22 protein-coding genes and 1 tRNA gene are annotated in these 22,967 nt (G+C 64.6%); 10 read left to right on the top strand and 13 right to left on the bottom strand.

Translation table 11 applies throughout. The annotated features are described in order from the left end of the window. Both J6595_RS05175 and J6595_RS05170 read left to right on the top strand, forming a co-directional pair. Window positions 1–624, top strand: a 624-nt coding sequence (locus tag J6595_RS05175) for an EF-Tu C-terminal domain-related protein (RefSeq protein WP_245197615.1), incomplete at its 5' end; no start/stop codon positions are given. A 277-nt stretch (window positions 625–901) separates the two neighbouring features. Then, complete coding sequence (locus J6595_RS05170; RefSeq protein ID WP_342453094.1) at window positions 902–1,792, top strand: glycosyltransferase family 2 protein; 891 nt, start codon at window positions 902–904, stop codon at window positions 1,790–1,792. Window positions 1,793–1,958: 166 nt separating this feature from the next. On the opposite strand, the gene J6595_RS05165 is transcribed toward J6595_RS05170, so the two are convergent. The 3 genes from J6595_RS05165 to J6595_RS05155 form a co-directional block, all read right to left on the bottom strand. Next, window positions 1,959–2,513: a hypothetical protein gene (locus tag J6595_RS05165; RefSeq protein WP_209593360.1), complete on the bottom strand. Its 555-nt coding sequence runs from the start codon at window positions 2,511–2,513 to the stop codon at window positions 1,959–1,961. Window positions 2,514–2,760: 247 nt separating this feature from the next. Then, window positions 2,761–3,420, bottom strand: coding sequence for a hypothetical protein (locus tag J6595_RS05160; protein WP_209593359.1), 660 nt, complete (start codon window positions 3,418–3,420; stop codon window positions 2,761–2,763). A gap of 12 nt (window positions 3,421–3,432) precedes the next feature. After that, on the bottom strand, window positions 3,433–4,326 hold the full coding sequence (locus tag J6595_RS05155; protein ID WP_209593358.1) for a hypothetical protein: 894 nt from the start codon (window positions 4,324–4,326) through the stop codon (window positions 3,433–3,435). A gap of 256 nt (window positions 4,327–4,582) precedes the next feature. Between J6595_RS05155 and J6595_RS05150 the strand changes: the two genes are divergently transcribed. The 3 genes from J6595_RS05150 (at window position 4,583) to J6595_RS05140 (ending at window position 7,710) form a co-directional block, all read left to right on the top strand. Beyond that, complete coding sequence (locus tag J6595_RS05150) at window positions 4,583–5,272, top strand: glycosyltransferase family protein (protein ID WP_209593357.1); 690 nt, start codon at window positions 4,583–4,585, stop codon at window positions 5,270–5,272. 192 nt (window positions 5,273–5,464) lie between these two features. Further along, complete coding sequence (locus tag J6595_RS05145; RefSeq protein ID WP_209593356.1) at window positions 5,465–6,298, top strand: 3-deoxy-manno-octulosonate cytidylyltransferase; 834 nt, start codon at window positions 5,465–5,467, stop codon at window positions 6,296–6,298. Between the two features lie 209 nt (window positions 6,299–6,507). Then, complete coding sequence (locus J6595_RS05140; RefSeq protein ID WP_209593355.1) at window positions 6,508–7,710, top strand: DUF3095 domain-containing protein; 1,203 nt, start codon at window positions 6,508–6,510, stop codon at window positions 7,708–7,710. Between the two features lie 16 nt (window positions 7,711–7,726). Here J6595_RS05140 and J6595_RS05135 read toward each other — a convergent pair whose 3' ends face one another. Together J6595_RS05135 and J6595_RS05130 are read right to left on the bottom strand one after the other, a co-directional pair. Then, a complete protein-coding gene (locus J6595_RS05135) occupies window positions 7,727–8,260 on the bottom strand; it encodes a disulfide bond formation protein B (protein WP_209593354.1) in 534 nt (177 codons plus the stop codon). Window positions 8,261–8,270: 10 nt separating this feature from the next. Further along, window positions 8,271–8,852, bottom strand: a complete 582-nt coding sequence (locus tag J6595_RS05130) for a YqaA family protein (protein ID WP_209593353.1) — start codon at window positions 8,850–8,852, stop codon at window positions 8,271–8,273. Window positions 8,853–9,106: 254 nt separating this feature from the next. Between J6595_RS05130 and J6595_RS05125 the strand changes: the two genes are divergently transcribed. Next, a tRNA-Leu gene (locus J6595_RS05125) sits at window positions 9,107–9,193 on the top strand. 75 nt (window positions 9,194–9,268) lie between these two features. On the opposite strand, the gene J6595_RS05120 is transcribed toward J6595_RS05125, so the two are convergent. Continuing rightward, entirely contained in the window at window positions 9,269–9,829 is a 561-nt protein-coding gene (locus tag J6595_RS05120) for an HNH endonuclease (protein ID WP_209593352.1), read from the bottom strand. 95 nt (window positions 9,830–9,924) lie between these two features. Beyond that, on the bottom strand, window positions 9,925–10,689 hold the full coding sequence (locus J6595_RS05115; protein ID WP_209593351.1) for a DNA-3-methyladenine glycosylase family protein: 765 nt from the start codon (window positions 10,687–10,689) through the stop codon (window positions 9,925–9,927). Between the two features lie 141 nt (window positions 10,690–10,830). Between J6595_RS05115 and gluQRS the strand changes: the two genes are divergently transcribed. Next, window positions 10,831–11,730, top strand: a complete 900-nt coding sequence (gene gluQRS / locus J6595_RS05110) for a tRNA glutamyl-Q(34) synthetase GluQRS (RefSeq protein ID WP_209593350.1) — start codon at window positions 10,831–10,833, stop codon at window positions 11,728–11,730. A 7-nt stretch (window positions 11,731–11,737) separates the two neighbouring features. On the opposite strand, the gene J6595_RS05105 is transcribed toward gluQRS, so the two are convergent. The 5 genes from J6595_RS05105 to leuB form a co-directional block, all read right to left on the bottom strand. Further along, complete coding sequence (locus tag J6595_RS05105; protein WP_209593349.1) at window positions 11,738–12,703, bottom strand: AEC family transporter; 966 nt, start codon at window positions 12,701–12,703, stop codon at window positions 11,738–11,740. 217 nt (window positions 12,704–12,920) lie between these two features. Further along, the gene (gene glgX / locus J6595_RS05100; RefSeq protein WP_209593348.1) at window positions 12,921–14,975 is read right to left on the bottom strand and encodes a glycogen debranching protein GlgX; all 2,055 of its coding nucleotides are present in this window, start codon (window positions 14,973–14,975) and stop codon (window positions 12,921–12,923) included. Window positions 14,976–15,156: 181 nt separating this feature from the next. Then, window positions 15,157–16,332, bottom strand: a complete 1,176-nt coding sequence (locus J6595_RS05095) for a BaiN/RdsA family NAD(P)/FAD-dependent oxidoreductase (RefSeq protein ID WP_209593347.1) — start codon at window positions 16,330–16,332, stop codon at window positions 15,157–15,159. 61 nt (window positions 16,333–16,393) lie between these two features. Further along, entirely contained in the window at window positions 16,394–17,287 is an 894-nt protein-coding gene (locus tag J6595_RS05090) for a DMT family transporter (RefSeq protein WP_209593346.1), read from the bottom strand. Between the two features lie 71 nt (window positions 17,288–17,358). After that, on the bottom strand, window positions 17,359–18,474 hold the full coding sequence (gene leuB, locus J6595_RS05085) for a 3-isopropylmalate dehydrogenase (RefSeq protein WP_209593345.1): 1,116 nt from the start codon (window positions 18,472–18,474) through the stop codon (window positions 17,359–17,361). Between the two features lie 77 nt (window positions 18,475–18,551). On the opposite strand from leuB, the gene J6595_RS05080 reads away from it, so the two are divergent. Together J6595_RS05080 and J6595_RS05075 are read left to right on the top strand one after the other, a co-directional pair. Then, window positions 18,552–19,556, top strand: a complete 1,005-nt coding sequence (locus J6595_RS05080; protein WP_209593344.1) for a M23 family metallopeptidase — start codon at window positions 18,552–18,554, stop codon at window positions 19,554–19,556. A gap of 244 nt (window positions 19,557–19,800) precedes the next feature. Continuing rightward, the gene (locus tag J6595_RS05075) at window positions 19,801–20,742 is read left to right on the top strand and encodes a mechanosensitive ion channel family protein (RefSeq protein ID WP_209593343.1); all 942 of its coding nucleotides are present in this window, start codon (window positions 19,801–19,803) and stop codon (window positions 20,740–20,742) included. Between the two features lie 7 nt (window positions 20,743–20,749). Here the strand turns inward: J6595_RS05075 and J6595_RS05070 are convergent, their stop codons facing one another. Then, a complete protein-coding gene (locus tag J6595_RS05070; RefSeq protein WP_209593342.1) occupies window positions 20,750–21,238 on the bottom strand; it encodes a thioesterase family protein in 489 nt (162 codons plus the stop codon). Window positions 21,239–21,524: 286 nt separating this feature from the next. On the opposite strand from J6595_RS05070, the gene J6595_RS05065 reads away from it, so the two are divergent. Beyond that, on the top strand, window positions 21,525–22,937 hold the full coding sequence (locus tag J6595_RS05065; protein ID WP_209593341.1) for an FAD-binding oxidoreductase: 1,413 nt from the start codon (window positions 21,525–21,527) through the stop codon (window positions 22,935–22,937). The last annotated feature ends 30 nt before the right edge of the window (window positions 22,938–22,967 follow it).

The raw sequence follows: 22,967 nt of genomic DNA, 5'->3' as shown, positions 1-22,967 counted from the left end.
GCCGTCCGCGCGCTGATGAAGGAAGTCGACGCCTATATCCCGACGCCCGAGCGTCCGGTCGACCAGCCCTTCCTGATGCCGATCGAGGACGTGTTCTCGATCTCGGGCCGCGGCACGGTCGTCACCGGCCGCGTCGAGCGCGGCATCGTCAAGGTCGGCGAGGAAGTTGAGATCGTCGGCATCCGCGACACCCGCAAGACCACGGTCACGGGCGTCGAGATGTTCCGCAAGCTGCTCGACCAGGGCCAGGCCGGCGACAATATCGGCGCGCTGATCCGCGGCGTCGACCGCGAGGGCGTGGAGCGTGGCCAGGTGCTGTGCAAGCCGGGTTCGGTGAAGCCGCACACCAAGTTCAAGGCCGAGGCCTACATCCTGACCAAGGAAGAGGGCGGTCGCCACACCCCGTTCTTCACCAACTACCGCCCGCAGTTCTACTTCCGCACGACGGACGTGACCGGCGTTTGCACGCTGCCCGAGGGCACCGAGATGGTGATGCCGGGCGACAACGTGACCATGGACGTCACGCTGATCGTGCCGATCGCGATGGAAGAGCGCCTGCGCTTCGCCATCCGTGAAGGCGGCCGCACCGTCGGCGCCGGCATCGTCGCGGCGATCGTCGAGTAAGCCTGAACATTCTTCGGGCGAAAAGGCGTCTCTCGGATGCGAGGGGCGCCTTTTCTGTTCCAGTATCGCTGCCCTAAATACGACAGGCCAGCTCGATGTCTCGCCTGTTTGATTCGGATCATGGTTGGTTAGCGAAATGGAGTATCCCCTTCGAAACGCCACGGATTGGGGGCAGATCGGAAAGCTCAGGGGCTTTCGGGCTCGGCTGAGCGTTACACGGCGTACGTGGAAACGGGCGAAAAAGGCAAAGTCCTTCAAGCCCACGGACCTTCAGTTGGTGAAATCCGCGGAACGGACACTCACGCCAGACGGCGTTGTGCTTCTCTGTGTGGAGCGGAACGCCGCAAAGCTTCTGCCCTCTTTTTTGTCCCATTACCGGGCTTTGGGGATTGCCAGATTCGGATTTGTCGATGACGGGTCCGATGACGGTTCTTTGGAATTTCTCAAGGCTCAGGACGACGTCGACGTCTTCCTGTCATCGGCCGACTTCCGGCGGAGCGCGGGTGGCCTGATCTGGAGAGACATGCTGCTCCGCCACTACGGTCGCGGGCGGTGGTATGTCAGCGTCGACAGCGACGAATACCTGATCTATCCGGGTTTCGAAAACCGCAGCCTCATCAACTTTATCGCGGACCTGGAAGCGCGGAATCTCAAGCGTTGCCATGCTCCGATGATCGATATCTATCCCGATGGCCCCATCGGCAGCGTTTCATCTGATGTGACGCAGATGCCATACGATACCTCGCCGCTCTTCGACGGGGCCGGCTATGAAATCGCCGAGGAGCATCTCGGCACGGCAGTGCGAGGCGGGCCGCGCAGGCGTTTGTTCGGGACAGATATGCGCCTCAGCAAGTTTCCGCTGCTCTATGGTGATCGCTGGACACGGTTTTCGGGGGGGACTCATCACGGGCCACTGCCCTTGTGGCGAAACCACGCCCCTGTCACCGCTCTGCTTCTGCATCACAAATACCCCGCGGGCGCGGTAGAGGACTTCAAATCCGTCATCGATCGGGGCATGCATGCCGGCGGTGCGAAATTCTACAAGGCAATCGTCGGCAGTGAGGACTTCGGGCCCGAGACCGATTTTCGTCATGCCGGCTCTATTCGCTTCGAGGGCTCGATGGATCTGGTACAGCGCGGATTTATGCAGGACATCCGCTCGGTCTAGAACGTTTTCGGCGCACATTTGGCTCCCTGGAAGCGATCGACCTTCTTGGCGAGCCGGATCGTTCTGGCGCGAAAGCTATAGCGGCTTTCATCGGATCAGATTCTGTTGTTTCCCGGTGCAGCGGTTTTCATCTCACCTACGGGATCTGGCCTCGTCGCTTGCGCAATCAGTCCCCGGCGGCCGCACGATAGAGCGGTAAGCCGGTCGCTTGCGAAAGGCTGGGTTCCGTCGTCTTGACATGGGGATGCAGTGCGGCGACGGCACGCAATGCGTCGCGATCCTCCGGACCGTGTTTGCGCTCCATATTGAGATCATTGTATTCGTGCCCGGTCTGGTCGAGGGACATGCCGGCAATGACGATCTCGGGAATCTCATGCACGATCGCGAAGGCAATCATCGAGAGCGCGCTCGAAGGCCGCAAATGCTCTCCGACGCCCCGGAAGCGGGACTTCATGGCTTCGAGAACGTAATCGTCTCTTTCGTGGCTCAACAAGTCGCATTCCTGGTCCGATTGCTTGCTGGCAAGACGCGTCAAAAGAACCTTCCAGGATGACTTGTTGCGGACCCGCAGGACCAGAGAAACGTTCAGGTCGCTCCAGCGTGCCTTGTCGAAGGAAGTCGCGAGAGTCACGTCTGCGTCCGGAAAACCGTGCTGTCTTGCGCTTCGCCCGGCAAATTTGACATAGGCGTGAACGGTGTCCGCAGGGAGATCTTCGGGCATGCTCGGCTTCGGCGCGGAGCCTAGAATGAACCAGGGGCGGCCGCTCAACCCGTGAGCATCAAGCCACTTCTGGTTTGATCGAACTGTATGCCTGAATGCGGGAGAGACCTTTAAGGCGTCGAGACCTCCGAAGAGAGCGGGCAGGGAATTAATGATTTTCATTGTTCACTTCATAGCAATGGGAGCTTTGATTCTTGCAGCTGGTAGAAATCGACGCTGGCGGTGGACGCCCGTCGTTTTGTAGGGATCAACCGTCCTGTAATGAGATCCCGACATCCGCGGCAAGGTCCGCCTCGCTCGTTGCCAGTCGAGGGTTGCCTGCAAGTGCGGTGAGAACGGCACGGTCTTCTTGCACTTGTCGACGCCGACGACCGAGTTGGTCGTAAGAGTGCCCGACCTTCGACAATGACACACCAGCCAAGACGACTTTCGGAACACCCAGCAGGAGGCCATAGCAGGCAATCGCAACGCCGTTGGTGACCTTGCCAAGATCGCCGATCGATTCGAGTGAGATGCCGCTGACTTCGAGCACGATCTGTTCGCGATCGCGACGACGCAGTGGGCGGACTTTGCCGATGTGATCATAGGGCTTGCCGATCAGCAGCAGTGGAAGCAGCGGTCCAGGGACCGTATGAATCCATAGCAGAAGCCTCGTATCCGTATGGGGATGCTCCTCCCAAGACTTCTTCTTCGCGCGCACCGTTAAATCGGCGCGGCCAAGACCCATCGTCTGTGCCGTGCGTCCGGCATTGTTGACGTCAATACGCGCATGGCTGCCCAACAATTCCGTTGGGACCGTCGGGTCGGGGGCAGAGCCAAGGACCAACCAGGGTTTTTCCAGAATGCCCAGCGGCTTCAGCCACCTCTTGTGGGTGGCGACGAATTCGGAAAGATCTGGCTGAGGCATCGTGAAAGGACGTCACTTCTCTGCAAAGGCGCCGTTTACCGCACCTTTGGCGTTTATAAAAGCTTCGGAGTTCTTGCGCTGCCAGCTTTTCGCCGTCCAGATGATGGAATCATCGTCAAATTCGTGGTCGGCAAAACTCAGCGGCATCTGTGCGGTCTCAAGCTCTCCTTTGGCTTCCATAGCCTCCACGATCCGAACGATGGCAATCTGGTCGATATGATAGCGCGGGCGCATCTTCAGGATGGTCGCGATCGACCGGCCGAGACGATCGGCAAAACGCCTGCCTGCCTTTGTCGGCCGGATCGACAGCGCACTCGCCAGAACACGCCGGACCGACTTTTGACCCGGCCGCTTGATCAGGCGGACATCCTCGCTTCCCGCCAGTTCCTCGAAGCCTGCCGTAATCGAACGGCGAGCGATACCGTCGATGTCGAGGCAGAGCACGGTCGAGTTGCTGGCCTCGATGATTATTGGCGCGATCAGGAAGCGCACTGCGGCGTAGTAGATGGTCGGATAGACTGGCAAGGTGGCATTCTCTCCCTGGTCCCATGTCCAGGTTAGATCGATACTGGGAAGCGAGGCGGCCAGCACTTCGACGTCGCGCAAAGCGTCGCTCGATGGCTCGCAAAGATGCAGGTGAAAGCGCTCGGGCGCACCGATCGATTCAATCGAGCGCAGAAACGTCCGGGCGAACTCCCAGTAGTAGAGCTCATTGCAGGCCGCGTGCAGGATGGGCGGGCCGGAGCGGGAGGGAAGCGATCCTTGTACGGTGCGTCGGAAGGCCTCGAATTCAGCGGCATGGGACGTCTCTTTGCGCACGATCCGGTCGATCACGCGTTCGATCCGCCACCGGAAAAGAAACGAATGGCGCTTCTTTTTTATGACGACCGGGGGGGACTGGTTCATTCTCGGCTCTCGTGCAATCTCGACGGCGTATCGTTACCTCTGGCGGCAAGAAGGCCTAGCAGCAAAAAAAACCGGGAGCCATCGAGGATGGTCGATTTGGCGCCAGGGTGCATCGAGTTTTTCGGGTCTTGAAATCATTCGTCACGCAACGCCCCGGCGGCGCCACATCCTAAGGGCAGCCCTTTGCTAAGCCGGGCTTCAAGTCGCCTGCTCTTCTTGCTAGTGCATGCTCAAACGGAAAAGGGAAAACACGCAAATGTCCATCGATACCGCTCGCGTCTTCATCGGCTTCGACACCAAGGAGGCCGTTGCCTATCACGTCCTCTCGCAGAGCATTCTGGAGAAATCCTCGATGCCGGTGGAGTTTGCGCCGCTCGTCCTGACGAATCTCGAAGGCACCTTCACGCGCGAGCGTAATAACCTGCAGTCGACCGAGTTTTCCTTCTCCCGCTTCCTTGTCCCGGCGCTTTCGAAGTTCGAAGGCTGGAGCCTGTTCATGGATTGCGACATGCTGATGCGCACCGACATCGCCGAACTGTGGAAGCTGCGCGACGATCGTTATGCGGCCATGTGCGTCAAGCACGACTATGTGCCGAAGGTCGAGACGAAGTTCCTCGGCCAGACCCAGACCAAATACGAGAAGAAGAACTGGTCGAGCGTCATCCTGTTCAACAATGCCAAGTGCCGCGCGCTGACGCCCGACTACGTCAACACCGCCACGGGCCTTCAGCTTCACCAGTTCAAGTGGCTGGAGAACGACGATCTCATCGGCGAGCTGCCACGCGAGTGGAACTGGCTGGTCAACGAATATGAATACAATGCCGACGCCAAGAACGTCCATTACACCGATGGCGGGCCCTATTTCGACGACTACAAGGACTGTGACTACGCCGACGAGTGGTTCGCCGCCCGCGAGCGCACGCTCTTCGTCCAGCAACGCGGCTGAGAAGAGCGGAGGCGCCGCGCGTCGATCCGGACGCGCCAGGGGCGCTCGAACGCCTGAAACCTTCGCATCGTGCCTGCCGGGCTTCGTTTCGGACTGGTGCCGGAGGGGCGTGAAACGGTCCGGCGGCAACGCTCGCTTTTTCCGCCGGCTGCCGTGATATGCGGGGGCCGGCGAGGCATTTGAGGACCATCGATGTTGGAACCGACGCAAGCGCTGCCGCAGGATGCCGCCGGCTGGACCAGCTTCTTTTCGGCGTTCGAGACCGTCGTCTTCGTCGCCAACAGCGACGCTTCGGATGTCCCGGCCCTGCGCGCGCGCTTTCGCGGCCGCGTTCTCTTCGTCTTCTTCAACAAGGTCTACAAGGTCCTGAGCGAGCCCTTCGACGGGCCGAGCCTTCTCGTCGCGCGCTCGAGCCCGGCCGGGGCGAATATCGTCCATCGCCGCGAGATCGAGACCGTCTGCGGATACTTCGGCCGCCCCGGCTTCCACGGCATCCTGAACCTCAAGGCGATCGCCGCCGAGAGATTGAGCGAGGGGCGCGACTTCGGCGACAGGCCCGTCGGCCACATCGATCTTTCCGATCACTTCGCCGGCTTTTATCCGGACGACTATGCTCCGACGACGGGGTTTGCGCTGGCGGTCTGGATGTCGGAAGCCTGTCCGGGGGTGGAGCTCGTTCTCGCCGGCTTTTCCGCCGAGCGTTCCGATCGCTGGAAGCTCTTTCACGATCACGACTGGACCTTCGAGCAGATCGTCCTGCGGCTGCTTGCGCGATCGGGGCGCCTGAAGACGGCGGGAACGCGCTCAACGACGCCGCTCGACATGATCGCCCGGCGATTTCCCGACATCGATCCGCGCGAGGTGGCGCTCGTCGCGACCGAGGTGCTCGCCGCCCGTCAGGAAGGCACCAACCGCTCGGTCGATCGCCTGTTCTCGATCGTCAAGCCGCTGACGGGCCTCGACGCGGCCTTCCGCCGGCTGAAGCCGAAGACCCGCAAGCAGAAGCTCGCCGACGCCGGCAAGTGACGCCGGCGAGTGACGCCGGAAAGCGCGGCGCGCTGCGTCCTCACCGAGATCACGCAAACGTAAAGTCCCAGCCGGTCGGAACGGTCGTAGCTAAAGGACCGTCGACGCGCGATGACGTCTGATGCGGAATCGGGCGCCGGCGATGGGTCGGGCTGACACCGAGATCGGGCCGGGGGAGGGTGTTGCATGGCAGGACGGGCTGGAGCGCGATGACGACCGGGGATGACCTGCGGGCATCGGGGGCCTCGCTCGCCTTTTTCGAAGCCTTGCCGGTGGAAACCGATTTCGCCCGGCTTGCCGATCCCTCCGTCTACCACCGGCTCCCGGACGACTGGGTGGTGGGGCTTGCGGATATCGAAGGCTCGACGATCGCCATCGAGAAGGGGCTCTACAAGGCGGTGAACACCGTCGCGGCCGCCGTGATCGCCTCCGTCGCCAACCAGCTTGTCGAGCGCGACTTTCCCTTCGTGTTCGGCGGCGACGGGGCGAGCTTCGCGCTGCCGCCGCAATATGCCGGGCTATGCCGTTCGGCGCTCGCCGCAGTCGCCGGCTGGGCGCGGGACGCCTTCGGCTTCCGGCTGCGCGCGGCGATGCTGTCGGTTGCCGAGATCCGTGCGCGCGGCCACGACGTCGCGGTGGCCCGGTTCGCGGCGTCACCGGACGTTGCCTATACGATGTTTTCCGGTGGCGGGCTGGCTTTTGCCGAGGCGCGGATGAAGGCGGGCGAGTTTGCCGTCGAGCCTGCGACGGGCGAGGCGGCGCGGCCCGACCTCACAGGGCTGTCCTGCCGGTTCTCGCCGATTGGGGCGCGCCATGGCGTCATTCTCTCACTCATCGTGCTGCCCGTCGAAGGCGTCGCCCCGTCACGATTTTCTGCCGTTGCCGCCGACATCCTGGCGCTCGCGACGAGCGGCGCGGATACCGGCCGGCCGGTGCCGGAAACGGGGCCGCGACAAAGCTGGCCGACGCCGGGGCTGATGCTGGAGGCCCGCACCGCGGCGGCGCGGTCCGGGCGGCCGCTGTGGCTTTCGACCATCGCGGTCGCCATCCGCTCCCTGCTCGCTCACCTCACCTTCGTGACCGGCATGAAGGTCGGTGATTTCGAGCCGGCCCGCTATCGCGCCGAACTCGTGCGCAACACCGATTTTCGCAAGTTCGACGACGGCCTGAGGCTGACCCTAGACTGCTCGCCACAGGCTGCGGCGGAGATTTCAGAGCGCGTCGGCAAGGCGGAGGCGGACGGGATCGTCCATGCCGGCCTCCACCGGCAGGAGGCGGCGCTGATGACCTGCTTCGTGCCGGCGGCGAGCCGCTCCGATCATGTCCATTTCGTCGATGGCGCCATGGGCGGCTATGCGGCGGCGGCCGCTGCCGCATTCGCCAAACGGGGGCGAAAGGTCGCCGCCGTGTGAGCCCGGCGGGGCCGCTTCAGGCGAAGCGGTCGGCCTTGGCGAAAGCCGAGCGGAGGGCGATGGCTGCGAACAACGCCGAAACGACAGCGTTCCAGCCGGCGAAGGACAGGCCGAGAAACCGGCCCGCCGCGGCATCGCAGGAGGGCGGCTTGATGGCGTCGATGTCGGCGAGGAGATCGCCCGAGGACAGATCGCCGCCACCGACCTGCGCGCAGCCGCTCGGTCCCGGCCAGAAATGCCATTCGACACCGGCGTGATAGACGCCGAGCGCCAGCGAAACCAGCATGATGAGGCCGATGAGAAGGATCAGCCCCCGCGTCAGCGGCGCCGGCGCCCGTCCGGCCGCGGCGACGAAGGCGACAAGGGCCACCGGCACGGCGACATAGTAGGGGATCCGCTCGGTCAGGCAGAGCGCGCAGGGGATGTAGCCGCCGACATACTGGAACAGGAGGGCCGCGCCGACCGTGATTGCCATGCCGGCGAGGAGAAAACCCGAGGCCAGCACCTGACGGAAGCCGGTCGGCCGGCGGAAAAGCTCTGAAACTGCCATTGTCGATGCCTCAGAAGAGATAACGGACCGCGACGAAACCGCCGATCAGGAGGATCGTGAACAGGGTGAAGAGAAGACCGAGATTCTTCTCGATGAAGCCCTGGATCGGCGCGCCGTAACGATTGAGCAGAAAGGCGATCAGAAAAAACCGGGCGCCGCGTCCGACGATCGACACGAGGGTGAAGACGACGAGATTGAGCCCGGAGACGCCGGAGAAAATCGTGATCACCTTGTAGGGAAAAGGCGTCAAGGCCGCGAAGAGAACGGCCCATCCGCCCCATGCATTGTAGCGCGCGGTGAGTTCGTCGAAGGCCTCGGCCTTGCCGTAGAAATCGAGGATCGGCCGGCCGATCACGTCGAAGAACAGGGCACCGATCGCATAGCCGAGAAACGCGCCGAGCACCGAGCCGATGGTCGAGATCAGTGCGATTCGCACCCATTTCCGCCGCTCGGCGATCACCATCGGAATGATCAGCGCATCCGGGGGGATCGGAAAGACCGAACTCTCGATAAATGCGATGGCGGCCAGGGCTCGCTCGGCATGGCGGGTCGCGGCGAGCGACATGACCCAGTCGTAGAGGCGGCGCAGCATGGGGATGGGTCGGTCCGGGCTCTGGCGACTTCAATTGGGAAGGACGGTTGAGCCACTGCGATTAGGCGGAAGTGCCGGCAATGGCAATCCCGAAGGGTGAAAGGGCAGGCGAGGACCCGTCATGAGGCGGCGCGAAAAATCCAAGAACCGGCGGCATTATCGATCCGGGCCATCTTTACGCAGAGGCCGGCCATGTGCCATTGAGACGCCGTGGTCGTCACGGATCGCGGCACATCGACGTGCCGAATCCTCATGCGGGTGTGGCGGAACCGGTAGACGCGACGGACTCAAAATCCGTTTCTGGTGACAGAGTGTCGGTTCGAGTCCGACCACCCGCACCACATTTTCTCGAGCGCTCGTTCCCTCGACCTCCGAGAACCGTTCTCGCCATTTCGCTGGGCGCATTTCGGTTTCGCTCACTCCGGATCGAGTTCGGAATCCCAGTAGAGATAGTCGAGCCAGCTTTCGTGCAGAAAATTCGGCGGGAACAGGCGGCCGTTGTTGTGGAGATCGTGGACCGACGGCTGATAGGGCGTCTGGTGCGGGATCATGCCGGCGGCCTTCGGCATCAGGCCGCCTTTCTTCAGATTGCAGGGAGAGCAGGCGGCGACGACGTTTTCCCAGGTGGTGAGGCCCCCCTTGGAGCGGGGAATGACGTGGTCGAATGTCAGTTCATGGGGCGAGCCGCAGTACTGGCACTGGAATCTGTCGCGGAGAAAGACGTTGAACCGGGTGAAGGCGGGGTGTCGGGCGGGTTTGACGTAGGTCTTGAGGCAGACGACGGAGGGAAGGCGCATTGAGAAGGTCGGACTTCGCACCGCCCGGTCGTATTCCGCCAGGATCGTCACCCGGTCGAGGAAAACCGCCTTTATCGCGTCCTGCCAGGACCAGAGCGAAAGCGGATAGTAGCTCAGCGGCCGGAAATCGGCGTTGAGGACGAGGGTGGGGGATAAGTCCTGACTTACCGCAATCGTCACCGCATTCTCCTTCGGCTGACGCCTTCATAAGAGTTGCCTGCGTCGGCTGGGACTATCGTGCTCTATCATGTCGCCTTTGTGAAGCCTTAAGCCAGTCATGACAGGGGCTTGGCGGATCGGCGACGCTGTCCGGGCGGGGCCGGCTCCGTTTTTTGCCTGGAAACCTGCTTGGCGCCGGGCGTCTTCGCTTCGGCGGCGGGGACGATCTCCCTCCTGTGGATAGCGCTGTAATAGGCCCAGAACAGCCTTGCTGCGACCGATCGATGCGGCTGCCAGGCGAGGGCAATATCGCCGAGCTGCCTGGCCGTCGGCCGGGTTTCGTGGCCGAGCGCGTGACCGACGGCGGCCTGCAATGCGAGATCGCCGCAGGGAAACACGTCGCGATGGCCGGCGCAGAACAGGAGATAGCATTCGGCCGTCCACGGGCCGATGCCACGGACGGCGACGAGTTCGGCAATCGCCGCTTCGGCCGTCGCCGCTTCGCAGCGCGGCAGATCGACCTTGCCCGCGGCGATGGCCTCCGCGATGGCGCGCACGGTCTCATGCTTGGGCCGCGACAGGCCCGCGGTCCGAAACACCGCCTCATCGGCGGCCAGAATCGCCTCGGCCCTGGTCAGATCGACGCTGCTTGAAAGACGTGAGAAGATCGCATCGGCGCTGGCCTTCGAAACCTGCTGGGCGACCACGATCGCGATCAGCCCTTCGAGCCCCGAGCGGGACCGGCGCAGCGGCACCGTGCCGGCTGTCCGGAGCACCGGCGCCAGCCGGTGGTCCTGTTCGCTCAGCGCCTCAAGCGCTTCGAGGACGTCCGCGTCTGTTCGAATCATGCGCTTCCGCCCCGCGTCATTTTCCCCTCGCATTCGAACAATAGCACGGCCCCGACACCCCGATGAGCCACAGGCAGATTCGCTTCCTTCACCGCCGCAATCGACGACAATGATCAACCGGAACGGCGAGCATTCGGCACCGGGCCGTCCGTTCCGACGAGGACAATGCCGACCATGTCATGCAACGCCGCCGTCTTCCGCTTCGCGCCAAGCCCCAATGGCGAGCTTCATCTCGGTCACGCCTATTCGGCGATGGTCAATCACGACCTCGCGCGGTCGTCAGGCGGCACATTTCTCTTGCGCCACGAGGACATCGATACTGCACGCTGCACGCCGGCCTTCGAGCGACAGGTGGAAGAGGATCTCGGCTTTCTCGGCATCGAATGGGACGAGCCACCGCGCCGCCAGTCGGCCCATATGCACGACTATGCCGCGGCGCTCGAAGCACTGGCGGCGGAAGACCTCGTCTATCCGGGTTTCATGACGCGCGGCGAGATCAAGGCCTATGTCGAGCGATACGAGGAGGACGAGGGCAAGCCCTGGCCGCGCGATCCCGATGGCGCGCCGCTCTATCCCGGGCTTGATCGGCACGCCAGTTCGCAGGAGCGCGAGCGCCGGATGAGCGAGGGCGAGCGCTTCGCCTGGCGTCTCGACGTGGAGCGGGCGATCGAGATGGTGCCGGCGCTGACATGGGAGGAGCATGGCGCCTCGCCCCTCGGCGAGAGCGGCACCATCGTCGCGCGGCCGCTGGAATGGGGCGACGTCGTTCTCGGCCGGATGGACATCCCGACGAGCTATCACCTGTCGGTCGTCGTCGACGACGCGATCCAGAATGTGAGCGACGTCGTGCGCGGGCGCGACCTGTTCTATGCGACGAGCATCCATCGTCTGCTGCAGGCGCTGCTGGGCCTGCCGGACCCGCGCTATCATCACCACGAGCTGATTCTCGGCGACGACGGACGCAAGCTGTCCAAGAGCGCGCAGGATACCTCGCTGCGGTCGCTCCGCGAGGCGGGGATGACGGCGGAGGACATTCGCCGGATGGTCGGACTGCCGGGGCGCCCGCCCGCCTGATCCGGGCTCAGACCCCGAGGAATTTCAGCCACAGGCTGAGCGTCACCACCGAGGCGATGGTCGAGATCATGATGGTGGTCGCCGCGAGCTTTTCGCCGGCCTTGAAATAGGTCGCCAGAAGATAGGCGTTGATGCCGGCCGGTGCCGCGGCGGTCAGGACGGCGCCCTTCAGCCAGAGCGGCGGCAGCCCGGCTTCCCTGGCGAACAGCCAGACGACGAAGGGCATCACGACCAGCGACAGGACGGTGATGAGCGAGGAAGAAACGAGATCGCCGCGCAGGCCGTAGCGTGTCAACGACATGCCGAGCGCGAAGAGGGCAAGGCCACCGGCCGTGCCGCCGAGAAGCCGCGTCACTTCGTCGAGCGGGCCTTCGAGCGGCAGGGCAAATGCGCGCCAGCATAGCCCCAAGACGATGCCGACGACGATCGGGTTGGTGGCGAGATTGACCGACAGGCGCCGCATCAGCCGGCTGAGCGGGATCGGCTCGCGTACGACGTCCGCTCCGACGGCGGCGTCGAGCGAGGCGGCGCGTTCGACGAGCAGGGTCGAGGCGATCATCATGACCGGCAGGTGGATCGAGATGATGATCAGGAGCGGTTCGAGGCCTGCGTCACCAAACGCCCGCTGCAGGGTGGGGATGGCGACGAAGACGGTGTTGGCGAAGCTCGAGGAGATGCCAGCGATGACGCCCGTGCGATGGTCGGCGCCGGCGATCTTGCGGATGGCGAGGGTGCCGAGCGTCCAGGCGATCGCGACGCCGCCGAAATAGGCAAGCCACAACACGAGAGGATTGGCGTTGCCGAAACTCATCGTCGCCAGGGTGCGGAACAGGAGCGCCGGCACGGCGATGACGAAGACGAAGCGCGCGAGCCCTTCGCCGACCGCTGCCGAGAGGAGGCCCGTGCGCGCGGCGGCGTAGCCGAGCGCGATCAGGCTGAAGATCGGGACGATGATGGCGAGAATGGTTTGCATGGGAGGCGGGGCGGAAAAGCGCCCAAAACTTTGAAGCGAAATGACGGGGTCGGGCGCTTCAGGCCGCGAGGCAGACCGCGGGACGACCTGACGCGACATCGGGTGGTACGCTTCTGTGCTACGATGCGACGTCTTGCCGGGCAAGCCCCTGTCTTGCCCGGCAAGTCCCTGCGGGTCGAGACAGAAGTTCCCCGGGCGGCTCAGGATCGGCCGATGATCAGTCCGCCGGCCTCTCGATCAGTACGAATACCGCTCGTCCGGCCATTTCCAACGTTTCTCCGGCGCCGAAGTCCCGGGGCGGCGCCTGCGGCTCGTCCGAGCGAAGGGCCAGCCGAAAGCCATGGCCTGCTCGCGGCGGCGGCAGTGAGACATCGACCGCGCCGCGTCCCGCATTCAGATAGACGATCGCCCGCTGGCTTCCCTTCAATTGCGGCCGGCTCGGCGCGTAGAGGCTCATACCGAGCAGCCGGCGCGAGGGATCGTGCCACTCGGCCTCGCTCATCGGCGTTGCGGCCTCCGTCAGCCAGACGACATCCTCGATCTCGCCGTCTTCCACGATGCCGCCGGTGAGGAACCGGTCTGCCGACAGGGCCGGCTCTTCGCGCCGAAGCTTCGCCAGCGCGGCGACGAAGCCCGACAGCGTTTCGTCGGCGCTTGCCCAGTCGAGCCACAGCGTCTCGTTGTCCTGGCAATAGGCGTTGTTGTTGCCATGCTGGGTCCGGCCGATCTCGTCGCCGGCGACGATCATCAGGCTGCCGCGCGAGACGAACAGCGTCGCCAGCAAGGCGCGGATGTCGCGCCCGCGCGCCTCGATTACCGCCGGATCGTCGCTGGCGCCCTCGGCGCCGTTGTTCCAGCTGAAGTTCTCGCCGTGGCCGTCGCGGTTCTCTTCGCCGTTGGCCTCGTTGTGCTTGGCCTCGTACATGGTGATGTCGGCGAGGGCGAAGCCGTCATGGGGCGCGATCATGTTGACGCCGGTGGAGGGGCGGCGGCCCTTGCCGCCGAAGATATCCTCGGACCCCGCCAGCCGCGTCGCGAGATCGCCGATGCGATCCTCATCGCCGCGCCAGAACCGCCGGACATCGTCGCGGAACTTGTCCTGCCATTCGAAGAAGGGCTGTGGAAACGCGCCGACCTGATAGCCGCCCGGTCCGATATCCCAGGATTCGGCGACATGGATCCGGTCCTTCAGGAGCGGATCCTCGGCAATCGCCTTCAACAGCGGCGCATCGGGTGAAAATCCCGAGCCGTCCCGTCCCATGACCGGGGCGAGATCGTAGCGGAAGCCGTCGATCCCCATCGTCTTGACGTAGTGGCGAAGCGTATCGAGGATCAGCCGGATGACCGGCTCGCGGTCGCAGGCAAATGTGTTGCCGGTGCCCGTGTCGTTGATGAGCGAGCCATCCTCGGCGTGGCGATAGTAGAGTGCATTGTCGAGGCCGCGATAGGAAAGGGTCGGCCCCTCGACCGGGCCCTCGCCGGAGTGGTTGAACACGACGTCGAGGAGGACACGGATCCCGCGGGCGTGAAATGCCTCGACCACCCGGCGCATGTTGGCGAGCCCGCCCGGCGCAAGGCGCGGGTCGAGCGCCATGTGGGTGATCGGGTTGTAGCCCCAGGCATTGGTGAGGCCGAGTTCGCTGAGGTGCCGCTCGTCGATCCATGCGGCGACGGGCATCAGCTCGACCGTGTCGACGCCGAGACCCTCGATGTGATCGAGCAGCGCCGGCTCGGCCAGCGCCGCGAGCGTACCGCGGAGCCTGTCGGGCACGCCTGGATGACGCTGGGAAAAGCCCCGGACATGCAGCTCGTAGATGAATCCCGGCGCGGCGAAGGGCAAGGGTTCGCCGGCACGGCCCGGATCGCCGATGACGATCGCGCGCGGAACGAAGGGGCCGCTGTCGAGGCGCTGTTCGCGAGGGGCGACGAGCGAGGGGTGGTAGACGAAGGGCCGGTCGAGACGCAGCGCGTAAGGATCAACGAGAAGCTTGGAGGGATCGAAGCGGTGGCCGGCGGCCGGATCATACGGGCCATGCGCCCGTAGCCCGTAGCGCGCGCCGGGCTTGAGCTCCGGCACGAAGCCGTAGCGGATCCCGTTTTCTTCGCCGGGCAGGGGCAGGCGCTGAACCTCCCGCGTGCCGCTTTCGTCGAACAGGCAAAGCTCGACGCGGTCGGCATTGTGGGACGTCACGGCGAAATTGACGCCGCGTTTCCTCGATGTCGCGCCGAGCCGCTTGGGAAGGCCGCGCTCCGATGTGATCTGAAAGCTCATGGCAGCGAAGGTAGCGCGACGGGTCTTGCCTTGTCATCACGACATTCGTCGCGAAACTGTTTCGCGCCAGGACATCGCCCTCGCGGTCAGGCAGCATTTTTCAGACGGGGGAGCGGCCGGCGCAAGTCAGGTCGTTCCCGCCCCATCGTGATCGCAAGCGCACCGAATGGCAGCCAGCCGTTCAAGCCGGTTTCGACGCAGCCCCGATCGCCCGGCCGGCGGCGACGCCGGACGACCACGCCCATTGAAAATTGTAGCCGCCCAGCCAGCCGGTCACGTCGACGGCCTCGCCGATGGCGTAAAGGCCCGGCAGCTTGCGCGCTTCCATGGTCTTGGAGGAGAGCTCGGCGGTGTCGATGCCGCCGGCGGTCACCTCCGCCTTGGCGTAGCCTTCCGTGCCGGTCGGGCGGAAGGTGAGGCGGGTCAGCGTCTCGCCCGCCTGATCGAGCACGGCGTCGGGAAGATTGCCGAGTTCGGCGGTGAGACCGATCTTTTCGGCCAAAGCTTCGGCGAGGCGGTTGGGCAGATGCTCGGCGAGCGCGGCCTTCAGATGCGCCCGAGGCATTTTGCGCTTGGCGGCGCGCAGACGACTGGCGGCATCGGTAAGAACGGTGAGGGCGATTGCCTCGCCCGGCGACCAGTAGGACGAGATCTGCAGGATTGCCGGGCCGGACAGGCCCTTGTGCGTGAAAAGCGCCGCCTCTTCGAAGGAGGCACCGCCGGCCCGCGCCACGACCGGGCAGGCGACGCCGGAGATTTCCTTGAACAATCGTTCCTCGCCGCCGAGTGTCAGCGGCACGAGAGCCGGCCGGGGCGGAACGACGTTCAGGCCGAACTGTTCGGCGATGGCATAGGCTCTCCCGGTCGCCCCCATTTTGGGGATCGAGGGGCCGCCTGTTGCGATGACGAGGTTCGGCGCACTGTCCCGGCCGACCCGGAACTGCCCGTCAAAATGGCGGATGTCGCCGATCGGAGTCGACAGCCGGATCTCGACGCCGCCCCGCCGGCACTCCTCCAGCAGCATCTCGACGATCTGCCGGGCCGAGCCGTCGCAGAACAGCTGGCCGAGGGTCTTCTCATGCCAGGCGATGCCATGGGCTTCGACGAGGCCGAGAAAATCCCACTGGGTGTAGCGCTTCAGCGCGGACTTCACGAAGTGCGGGTTTTCCGACAGGAAGCAGCCCGGCTCGATGCCCATATTGGTGAAGTTGCAGCGCCCGCCGCCGGAGATCAGGATCTTCTTGCCCGGCTCGCTGGCGTGATCGACGACGAGGACGCGGGCGCCGGCCTGTCCGGCCGTCGCTGCGGCGAGAAGGCCCGCACCGCCGGCACCGAGGATGATCGCGTCATAGGTCATGAGGGTTTGAGGTTTCCGGCATTCGAAATCGCAGCCGAGCTGTAGCTGTTTTGATTTGCGGTCACACTGGGCGGGGAGCGGTCAAGCGCAATCCCACCAGGAGCAGAGCGACGCCGACGGCCAGGGTCGGAACGAGCGGTTGGTCGAAGAGGACGATCCCGATGAGGGTGCCGGAGATGACGGCGATGTAGTTTGCCTGGGTGGCATAGCCGCCGCCGATTGTTCGTGCGATCTGGAACAGGCAGAGCAGCGCCAGCACCTCGGATAGAATGATCAGCCCGAAGGCCGGGCTGCGAACGACCTCCAGCACGCCCGTCATTCCACTCCCAGTGACCAACCAGATGACGGTGAAACACAAGGCTGCGGCGAGGCCCTGACCCTGGGCGCTGCGAAGATTGTCGAGATCGGTCGGCCAGATCTTCGCGACATAGAGCATGTAGCTGGCGTAAAGCGCCGGAATTGAGAACGACGCCAGCAACCACGTGGGTTCGATGGCGATTGATTCCCCTTCGGTCTCTGGCGCCGAGGACAGGATCACGACGAGGGTCGCCACGAAGCCGATCAAGATTCCCGAGACCCTCGCCACGGTCAGCCTTTCGAGGCGAAAGGCGAGTGCGAAAAGCAGCGCCCACAGCGGCACGCTGGTCGCGATCACCACGAAAAGGACCGGAGGCAGATGCGGCGCGATGAGAATTTCAAGCAGGAACGGCAGGCCGAAACCGATGACGCCGGACAGAGCGTAAAATCGCAGGTGCGGAGCGCCGACAGGTAGCCGGCCTGACCTTGCAGCATTCAGCAGGGTCGTCAGAGCCGCTATGCCCCAGGATGCCGCAAAAGCGACGTCGATGCCGCTCGGCTGCCCGCTCGCCGTCGCCTTGATGGACAGGAGCCGGACGGACCAGCTGACGCCGAGGCCGAGAAGCAGGGCCAGCGGAACAAGGCGATAGTGTTGCATCTTTCGCCCTTCCACTGGCTTCCACCACCAGGCGATGGTCGTCGGCGAGGCCCGTCTGGCATCACATCGCGTCAGGCGGTAAGCTTCGCCCGAAAGCGCTCGGCCACCGCGTCGCCCATGCCGGTGGTGCCGACTTCAGAGCAGCCCGGCGCCATGACGTCGACGGTGCGGATGCCGGCTTCCAGCGTCTCGGCAATGGCGGCCTCCAGCGCGTCGGCTTCCCTGATCATCTCGAAGGAATAGCGAAGGCCCATGGAGAGCGAGGCGATCATGGCGAGGGGATTGGCCTTGCCGGTGCCGGCGATGTCCGGCGCCGAGCCGTGCACCGGCTCATAGAGCGCCTTGCGCTTGCCGGTCTTGGCATCCACGGCGCCGAGGGAGGCCGAGGGCAGCATGCCGAGCGAGCCGGTGAGCATCGCGGCGATGTCCGACAGCATGTCGCCGAAGAGATTGTCGGTGACGATGACGTCGAACTGCTTGGGCGCCTTGACGAGCTTCATTCCGCCGGCGTCGGCGAGTTCGTGCTCCAGCGTCATCTCCGGATACTCGTCCTTGTGGATGCGCGTGACGACCTCGTTCCAGAAGACGCCGGACTTCATCACATTGCGCTTTTCCATCGAGGTGACCTTGCCCGACCGCGTCTTGGCGAGATCGAAGGCAGCCCTTGCGATGCGCTCGATCTCGTAGGTCTCGTAGACCTGCGTGTCGATCGCCCGCTTCTGGCCGTTGGGAAGATCGATGATCTCCTTGGGCTCGCCGAAATAGACGCCGCCGGTGAGCTCGCGCAGGATCAGGATGTCGAGACCCTCGATGATCTCGCGCTTCAAAGACGAGGCGTCGGCGAGCGCCGGATAGCAGATGGCGGGCCTCAGATTGGCGAAGAGCTCCATCTCCTTGCGCAGGCGCAGAAGCCCGGCCTCGGGCCGCTTGTCGTAAGGCACGCCGTCCCATTTCGGCCCGCCGACCGAGCCGAACAGAACCGCATCGGCGGCCTGCGCGAGCGTCATGGTCGCATCCGAGACCGGCGCGCCCTCCGCGTCGTAGGCGGAACCGCCGACGAGAGCTTTCTCGGTCTCGAACCCGGCGTTCGAAACGTCGTTCAGAATCGCAATCTGCTTTTCGACCTCGACCATGATTTCAGTGCCGATGCCGTCGCCGGGAAGGAGCAGGAGCGTCTTCGATGCCATGATGGTCTCGATCGTGTAAGTTGGAATGAAGGCTGACTGACGTGCGGGAATAGGATTTGCGACAAGGCTTGGCAAGGATGATGCGGTTTCGAACGGCGGCGATCGCGTGTCTTTTGCTGGGTGGCGGGGCGTCTGGCGCCACGGCGCAGGAGGCCGGGCAGCTCGGCATCCCGCTCGATTGCGATGCGGGGCGAGACTGCTTCGTCCAGCAATATCCCGATTTCGATCCCGGGCCCGGCGCCGCCGATCCCTTCTGCGGGACCAAGACCTATGACGGCCACGACGGAACCGACATTCGCGTTCTTTCGATGGCGGATGTGACGCGCGGGGTGAAGGTTCTGGCGCTTGGCGAGGGAAGGGTCCTGCGCGCCCGCGACGGCCTCGCCGATCGTCTCCTCAAAACGCCTGATGATCGCGCCGCGGTCGCCGGGCGTGAATGCGGCAACGGGCTGGTCATCGCGCTTTCCTCCGGCCTCGAGGCGCAGTACTGCCATTTGAAACGGGGATCGATCGCCGTCAGGTCCGGCGATGTGCTGCAACAAGGCGATACGGTCGGCCTGGTCGGCGCCTCGGGCGCTGCTGCCTTCCCCCATGTCCACATCACGCTTCGAAAAGCCGGGACGGTCGTCGATCCGGCGACCGGTCGGTCGCTTTCCACTGGTTGCACGCCTACCACCGACCAGGCCGCGTCGCTCTGGAGCGCGGAAGCCCGGCAATGGCTTGCAGATGCCGATGCGCCGATCCTGGCGATCGGACTGGCGGGTGCGCCTCCGAGCTATGACGACCTCGTCGAAAGCGGTCCGCCGCCTGAGCTGAAGGCGGGCGACGGGGCGACGGTCGGATGGGGCTGGTTCGCCAATCTTCAGGCCGGCGACCAGACCCGCATCGTCATCACCGCTCCCGATGGCCGGGTCTTCAGCGACACGACGAGCGAGCAGCTGCCGCGATCGAAGGCGGCGTCGATGCAGTTCGGCGGGCGCAGCCGCGCGCCGGTGTCAGGCGTCTATAGGCTTCGCGTCGAGGTCCTGCGTGACGGCGAAGTGGCTGCCGCTCGTGATGCGAGCGTCGATGTCGGCGGCTGAGCCAGATGGCTTTCGGGCGAATGCCGGGAGGGCGGCGTGTTCGCAATCGGTTTGGCGAAGACCGGATCGCCGGATAGATGCTCGGCGGAGGCGCCAGGGCGATCGATCCTGTCGCGAAAACTCCTCCAAATGACCACATTCGGTAAAGCTCCGCTTAACCGTATCGGCGTCATATGCGGGTAAGTTCAAACCGATCTAGCCAAGCCGAGCCTTCGCCAGAGACCCCGCTCCGGGGAGTCTCGCGATGGTGGCGGGAGCTTTCGCCTTGCATTTCTTCATTCCCTCCCAGATCGCCGATAACATCACGGTCACGCTGGCGCTCTTCATCGCGCTCGTTGCCTGCCGGATGGTCGGCGAGTGGGTTTTGTCGCGCCGTTCCGACCCCGCCATGGTGCGCCGTCGCAAATTCACAATCCGCACGATCTGCAACGTCGTCTTCGCCATCGGTCTCCTGGTGATCTGGCTCTCCCAGATCCAGGACATGCTCCTGTCCCTGACGGCCGTTCTCGTCGCCTTCGTCGTTGCGGCGAAGGAGCTCATCATGTGCGCGGCGGGGTCGATGCTGCGGCTGAGCGGCCATCTCTTCAAGGTCGGCGACCGGATCGAGCTTGGCGGCATTCATGGCGAGGTGATCGACCATGGCCTGTTCTCCACGACCATCGCCGAGCTGCCCTCGGCCAGCCGCGGCGCGACGGGAACCGGGCGGACGGTCATGCTGCCGAATTCGGTGCTTCTGACCGGGATCGTGCGGGTCGAGGCGCAGCCCCGCCACTACGCGCCCCATCGCTTCACGCTGACGCTCGAACATCCGCTCGCGCCGGGCCGCGTCGTCGCTGCGATCGAGGCTGCGGCGGAAGCCGCGCTCACCGTCGATCGTGAGCTTGCCGCGCGGTTCCATCAGTTCGCCGCGCGCAAGGGCGGCTTCGATACGGCCGGGCCGGAGACCGAGGTTTCGGTCGCGACCAGCGAACTGGGCAAGCTGCAGTTTCACGTCATGATCTATTGCCTGGCCAAGGACGCGCGCGCCCTCGAACAGTCGATCGTCCTTCAGACCCTCGACGAACTCGGCATCGGCACGGACAAGACGCCGCAGGCGCGGCCGGCGGAAGCGATGCTTTCGGAACTCGCCCGCCAGATGCGCGAGATGCCGAGGAAAGACCCGAAGGACGCCGCAAGGGCGGCCTGACGGACGATCAGCCGATTGGCCGGATGTGCCGGTAGAGATCCTGTGGGCGGGCCAATGCCGCGTGAGCGTCGAAACCGGCTTTGACACGCTCGAAGGTCTCTGCCGGAAAGGCCGCCACCTTCGGGCTTTCGCCGCGCTGGTCGATCGACAGGCTGAGGCTTTCCAGTGTCGCGGCCAGCCAGCCGTCGACATGGAACATCTCCTGAAAGACATGCAGCCTCTTCGCGTCGAGGCCGACGATCCGGCTCGACACGACCACCGTCGAGCCCGGCGGCACCTCTTTGAGATATCGCACATGGGCTTCGGCCGTGTAGGTCGTGAAGCCGCTCTGTGCCCGGTATCTCTCGCCAAGCCCGATGGCATCGAAGAGTTCGTCGATGCCGCGGTCGAAGAGGACGTGGTAATAAGCGAGATTGAGATGGCCGTTATAGTCGATCCAGCCGGCCTCGACAGCGAGCTCCCGCGAGCGGAACGGGGCGGGGATGGTGTCGGGCATGCCGGCAGTCTCCTTTTCCAGAGCGCCTGAGTTCGCGCGGTCGCAGCCAAAGTCAATCGGCGCGTTTTCGCAGCTTTGCCCGGGGCCCCGAACGCGTCCCGGCGCGATCCCGCTTTGCCAGACCGTGGGCTTTGTGGCAGACCGGCGGTATCAAATGGCGGCGCGGCGCCCGATCGGCAAGGCTTTGATGTCGCTGCCCTTGCGAGGGGCATGGTCCGCCCTGGTCGGCCATCGCGCCATTTCGCCCGAACGGGCGATGCCGCGGCCCTGAAAGGAGACATCTGGCATGGCGCTTCGAGACATTCTGGCGGAGAAGAGGGCTCCGCGAGCCGGCACTTCCGCCGCGGTGGCGAGCCTCAGGGAGGCTTTCGGCGAGCGAATCGTCACGGGCGAGGACGTGCGCCGGGCCCATGCCCACACCATGACCTATCTGCCAACCCAGTCGCCGGACGCGGTGGTCTTCGCGCAGACCGAGGAGGACGTCCAGCGAGTCGTCGCCATCTGCGCGGCGAACGACACGCCGATCATTCCCTTCGGGATCGGTTCCTCGCTGGAGGGGCATGTCAACGCGCCTTTGGGCGGCATCTCGCTCGATCTCTCGCGCATGGACAAGGTGCTCGCCATCAACGCCGAAGACCTCGATTGCGTCGTCGAGCCCGGCGTCACCCGCGAGGCGCTGAACGCGCATCTGCGCGACACCGGCCTGTTCTTTCCGATCGACCCCGGCGCCAATGCCAGCCTCGGCGGCATGGCATCGACGCGGGCGTCGGGCACCAACGCCGTCAGATACGGCACGATGCGCGACAACGTCATCGCGGTGACCGCCGTCATGGCCGATGGCCGCATCATCCGCACGGCGCGGCGGGCGAAGAAGACCTCCGCGGGCTACGACATGACCCGGCTCCTGGTCGGATCTGAGGGAACGCTCGGCATCATCACCAAGCTGAACCTGAAGCTCTACGGCATTCCCGAGGCGATCCTGTCCGGCGTCTGTCCGTTCCCGAGCGTCCGCGATGCGGTCAATACGGTGATCCAGACGGTGCAGACCGGCATTCCGGTGGCGCGGATCGAGCTGCTCGACGCCCAGTCGATGGAGGCGGCCAACGCCTATGCCAAGCTGGACCTCAAGCCGCAGCCCTCGCTCTTCGTGGAATTTCACGGCTCGCCGGCCTCGGTCGCAGAACAGGCCGAGACCTTCGGCATGCTGGCGGAAGAGAATGGCGGCGGCGCGCTGGAGGCATCGACCCGGCCGGAAGAGCGCAGCAAGCTCTGGAAGGTCCGGCACGACATGTACTGGGCTTCGGTCGCCCTGCGGCCCGGCTGCCGCGCCATCGCCACCGACGTTTGCGTGCCCGTCTCGCGGCTGGCCGACTGTATCGGCGAGACCCAGGCCGATCTCGAAGCGAATGGCCTGATCGGCCCGATCATCGGCCATGTCGGCGACGGCAACTTCCACGTCACCCTCCTGCTCGACATGGAGGACACCCGCGAGATCGACGCGGCCGAGGCCTTCATGGCCCGGCTGGCGGCGCGCGCGGTGGATATGGACGGCACCTGCACCGGCGAGCACGGCGTCGGCCAGGGCAAGCGCGGCTATCTTTCGGCCGAACTGGGCGACACCGTCGATTTCATGCGGGCGATCAAGCATGCTCTCGATCCGAAGGGAATCATGAACCCCGGCAAGATCTTCATGCTGTAACGCAACATGCCCCTCGACATTCCGGGTCTG

The organism is Jiella mangrovi (assembly GCF_017815135.1).
Lineage (GTDB): Bacteria > Pseudomonadota > Alphaproteobacteria > Rhizobiales > Rhizobiaceae > Jiella > Jiella mangrovi.
This window is presented reverse-complemented; position numbering and strand designations above follow the sequence as displayed.

Bases quoted from the DNA above. Each gene is read 5' to 3' on its own strand.
- J6595_RS05165 (WP_209593360.1), bottom strand. From the start codon at position 2,513: ATGCCCGAAGATCTCCCTGCGGACACCGTTCACGCCTATGTCAAATTT.
- J6595_RS05160 (WP_209593359.1), bottom strand. From the start codon at position 3,420: ATGCCTCAGCCAGATCTTTCCGAATTCGTCGCCACCCACAAGAGGTGG.
- J6595_RS05155 (WP_209593358.1), bottom strand. From the start codon at position 4,326: ATGAACCAGTCCCCCCCGGTCGTCATAAAAAAGAAGCGCCATTCGTTT.
- J6595_RS05150 (WP_209593357.1), top strand. From the start codon at position 4,583: ATGTCCATCGATACCGCTCGCGTCTTCATCGGCTTCGACACCAAGGAG.
- J6595_RS05145 (WP_209593356.1), top strand. From the start codon at position 5,465: ATGTTGGAACCGACGCAAGCGCTGCCGCAGGATGCCGCCGGCTGGACC.
- J6595_RS05140 (WP_209593355.1), top strand. From the start codon at position 6,508: ATGACGACCGGGGATGACCTGCGGGCATCGGGGGCCTCGCTCGCCTTT.
- J6595_RS05135 (WP_209593354.1), bottom strand. From the start codon at position 8,260: ATGGCAGTTTCAGAGCTTTTCCGCCGGCCGACCGGCTTCCGTCAGGTG.
- J6595_RS05130 (WP_209593353.1), bottom strand. From the start codon at position 8,852: ATGCTGCGCCGCCTCTACGACTGGGTCATGTCGCTCGCCGCGACCCGC.
- J6595_RS05115 (WP_209593351.1), bottom strand. From the start codon at position 10,689: ATGCGAGGGGAAAATGACGCGGGGCGGAAGCGCATGATTCGAACAGAC.
- gluQRS (WP_209593350.1), top strand. From the start codon at position 10,831: ATGTCATGCAACGCCGCCGTCTTCCGCTTCGCGCCAAGCCCCAATGGC.
- J6595_RS05105 (WP_209593349.1), bottom strand. From the start codon at position 12,703: ATGCAAACCATTCTCGCCATCATCGTCCCGATCTTCAGCCTGATCGCG.
- glgX (WP_209593348.1), bottom strand. From the start codon at position 14,975: ATGAGCTTTCAGATCACATCGGAGCGCGGCCTTCCCAAGCGGCTCGGC.
- J6595_RS05095 (WP_209593347.1), bottom strand. From the start codon at position 16,332: ATGACCTATGACGCGATCATCCTCGGTGCCGGCGGTGCGGGCCTTCTC.
- J6595_RS05090 (WP_209593346.1), bottom strand. From the start codon at position 17,287: ATGCAACACTATCGCCTTGTTCCGCTGGCCCTGCTTCTCGGCCTCGGC.
- leuB (WP_209593345.1), bottom strand. From the start codon at position 18,474: ATGGCATCGAAGACGCTCCTGCTCCTTCCCGGCGACGGCATCGGCACT.
- J6595_RS05080 (WP_209593344.1), top strand. From the start codon at position 18,552: ATGATGCGGTTTCGAACGGCGGCGATCGCGTGTCTTTTGCTGGGTGGC.
- J6595_RS05075 (WP_209593343.1), top strand. From the start codon at position 19,801: ATGGTGGCGGGAGCTTTCGCCTTGCATTTCTTCATTCCCTCCCAGATC.
- J6595_RS05070 (WP_209593342.1), bottom strand. From the start codon at position 21,238: ATGCCCGACACCATCCCCGCCCCGTTCCGCTCGCGGGAGCTCGCTGTC.
- J6595_RS05065 (WP_209593341.1), top strand. From the start codon at position 21,525: ATGGCGCTTCGAGACATTCTGGCGGAGAAGAGGGCTCCGCGAGCCGGC.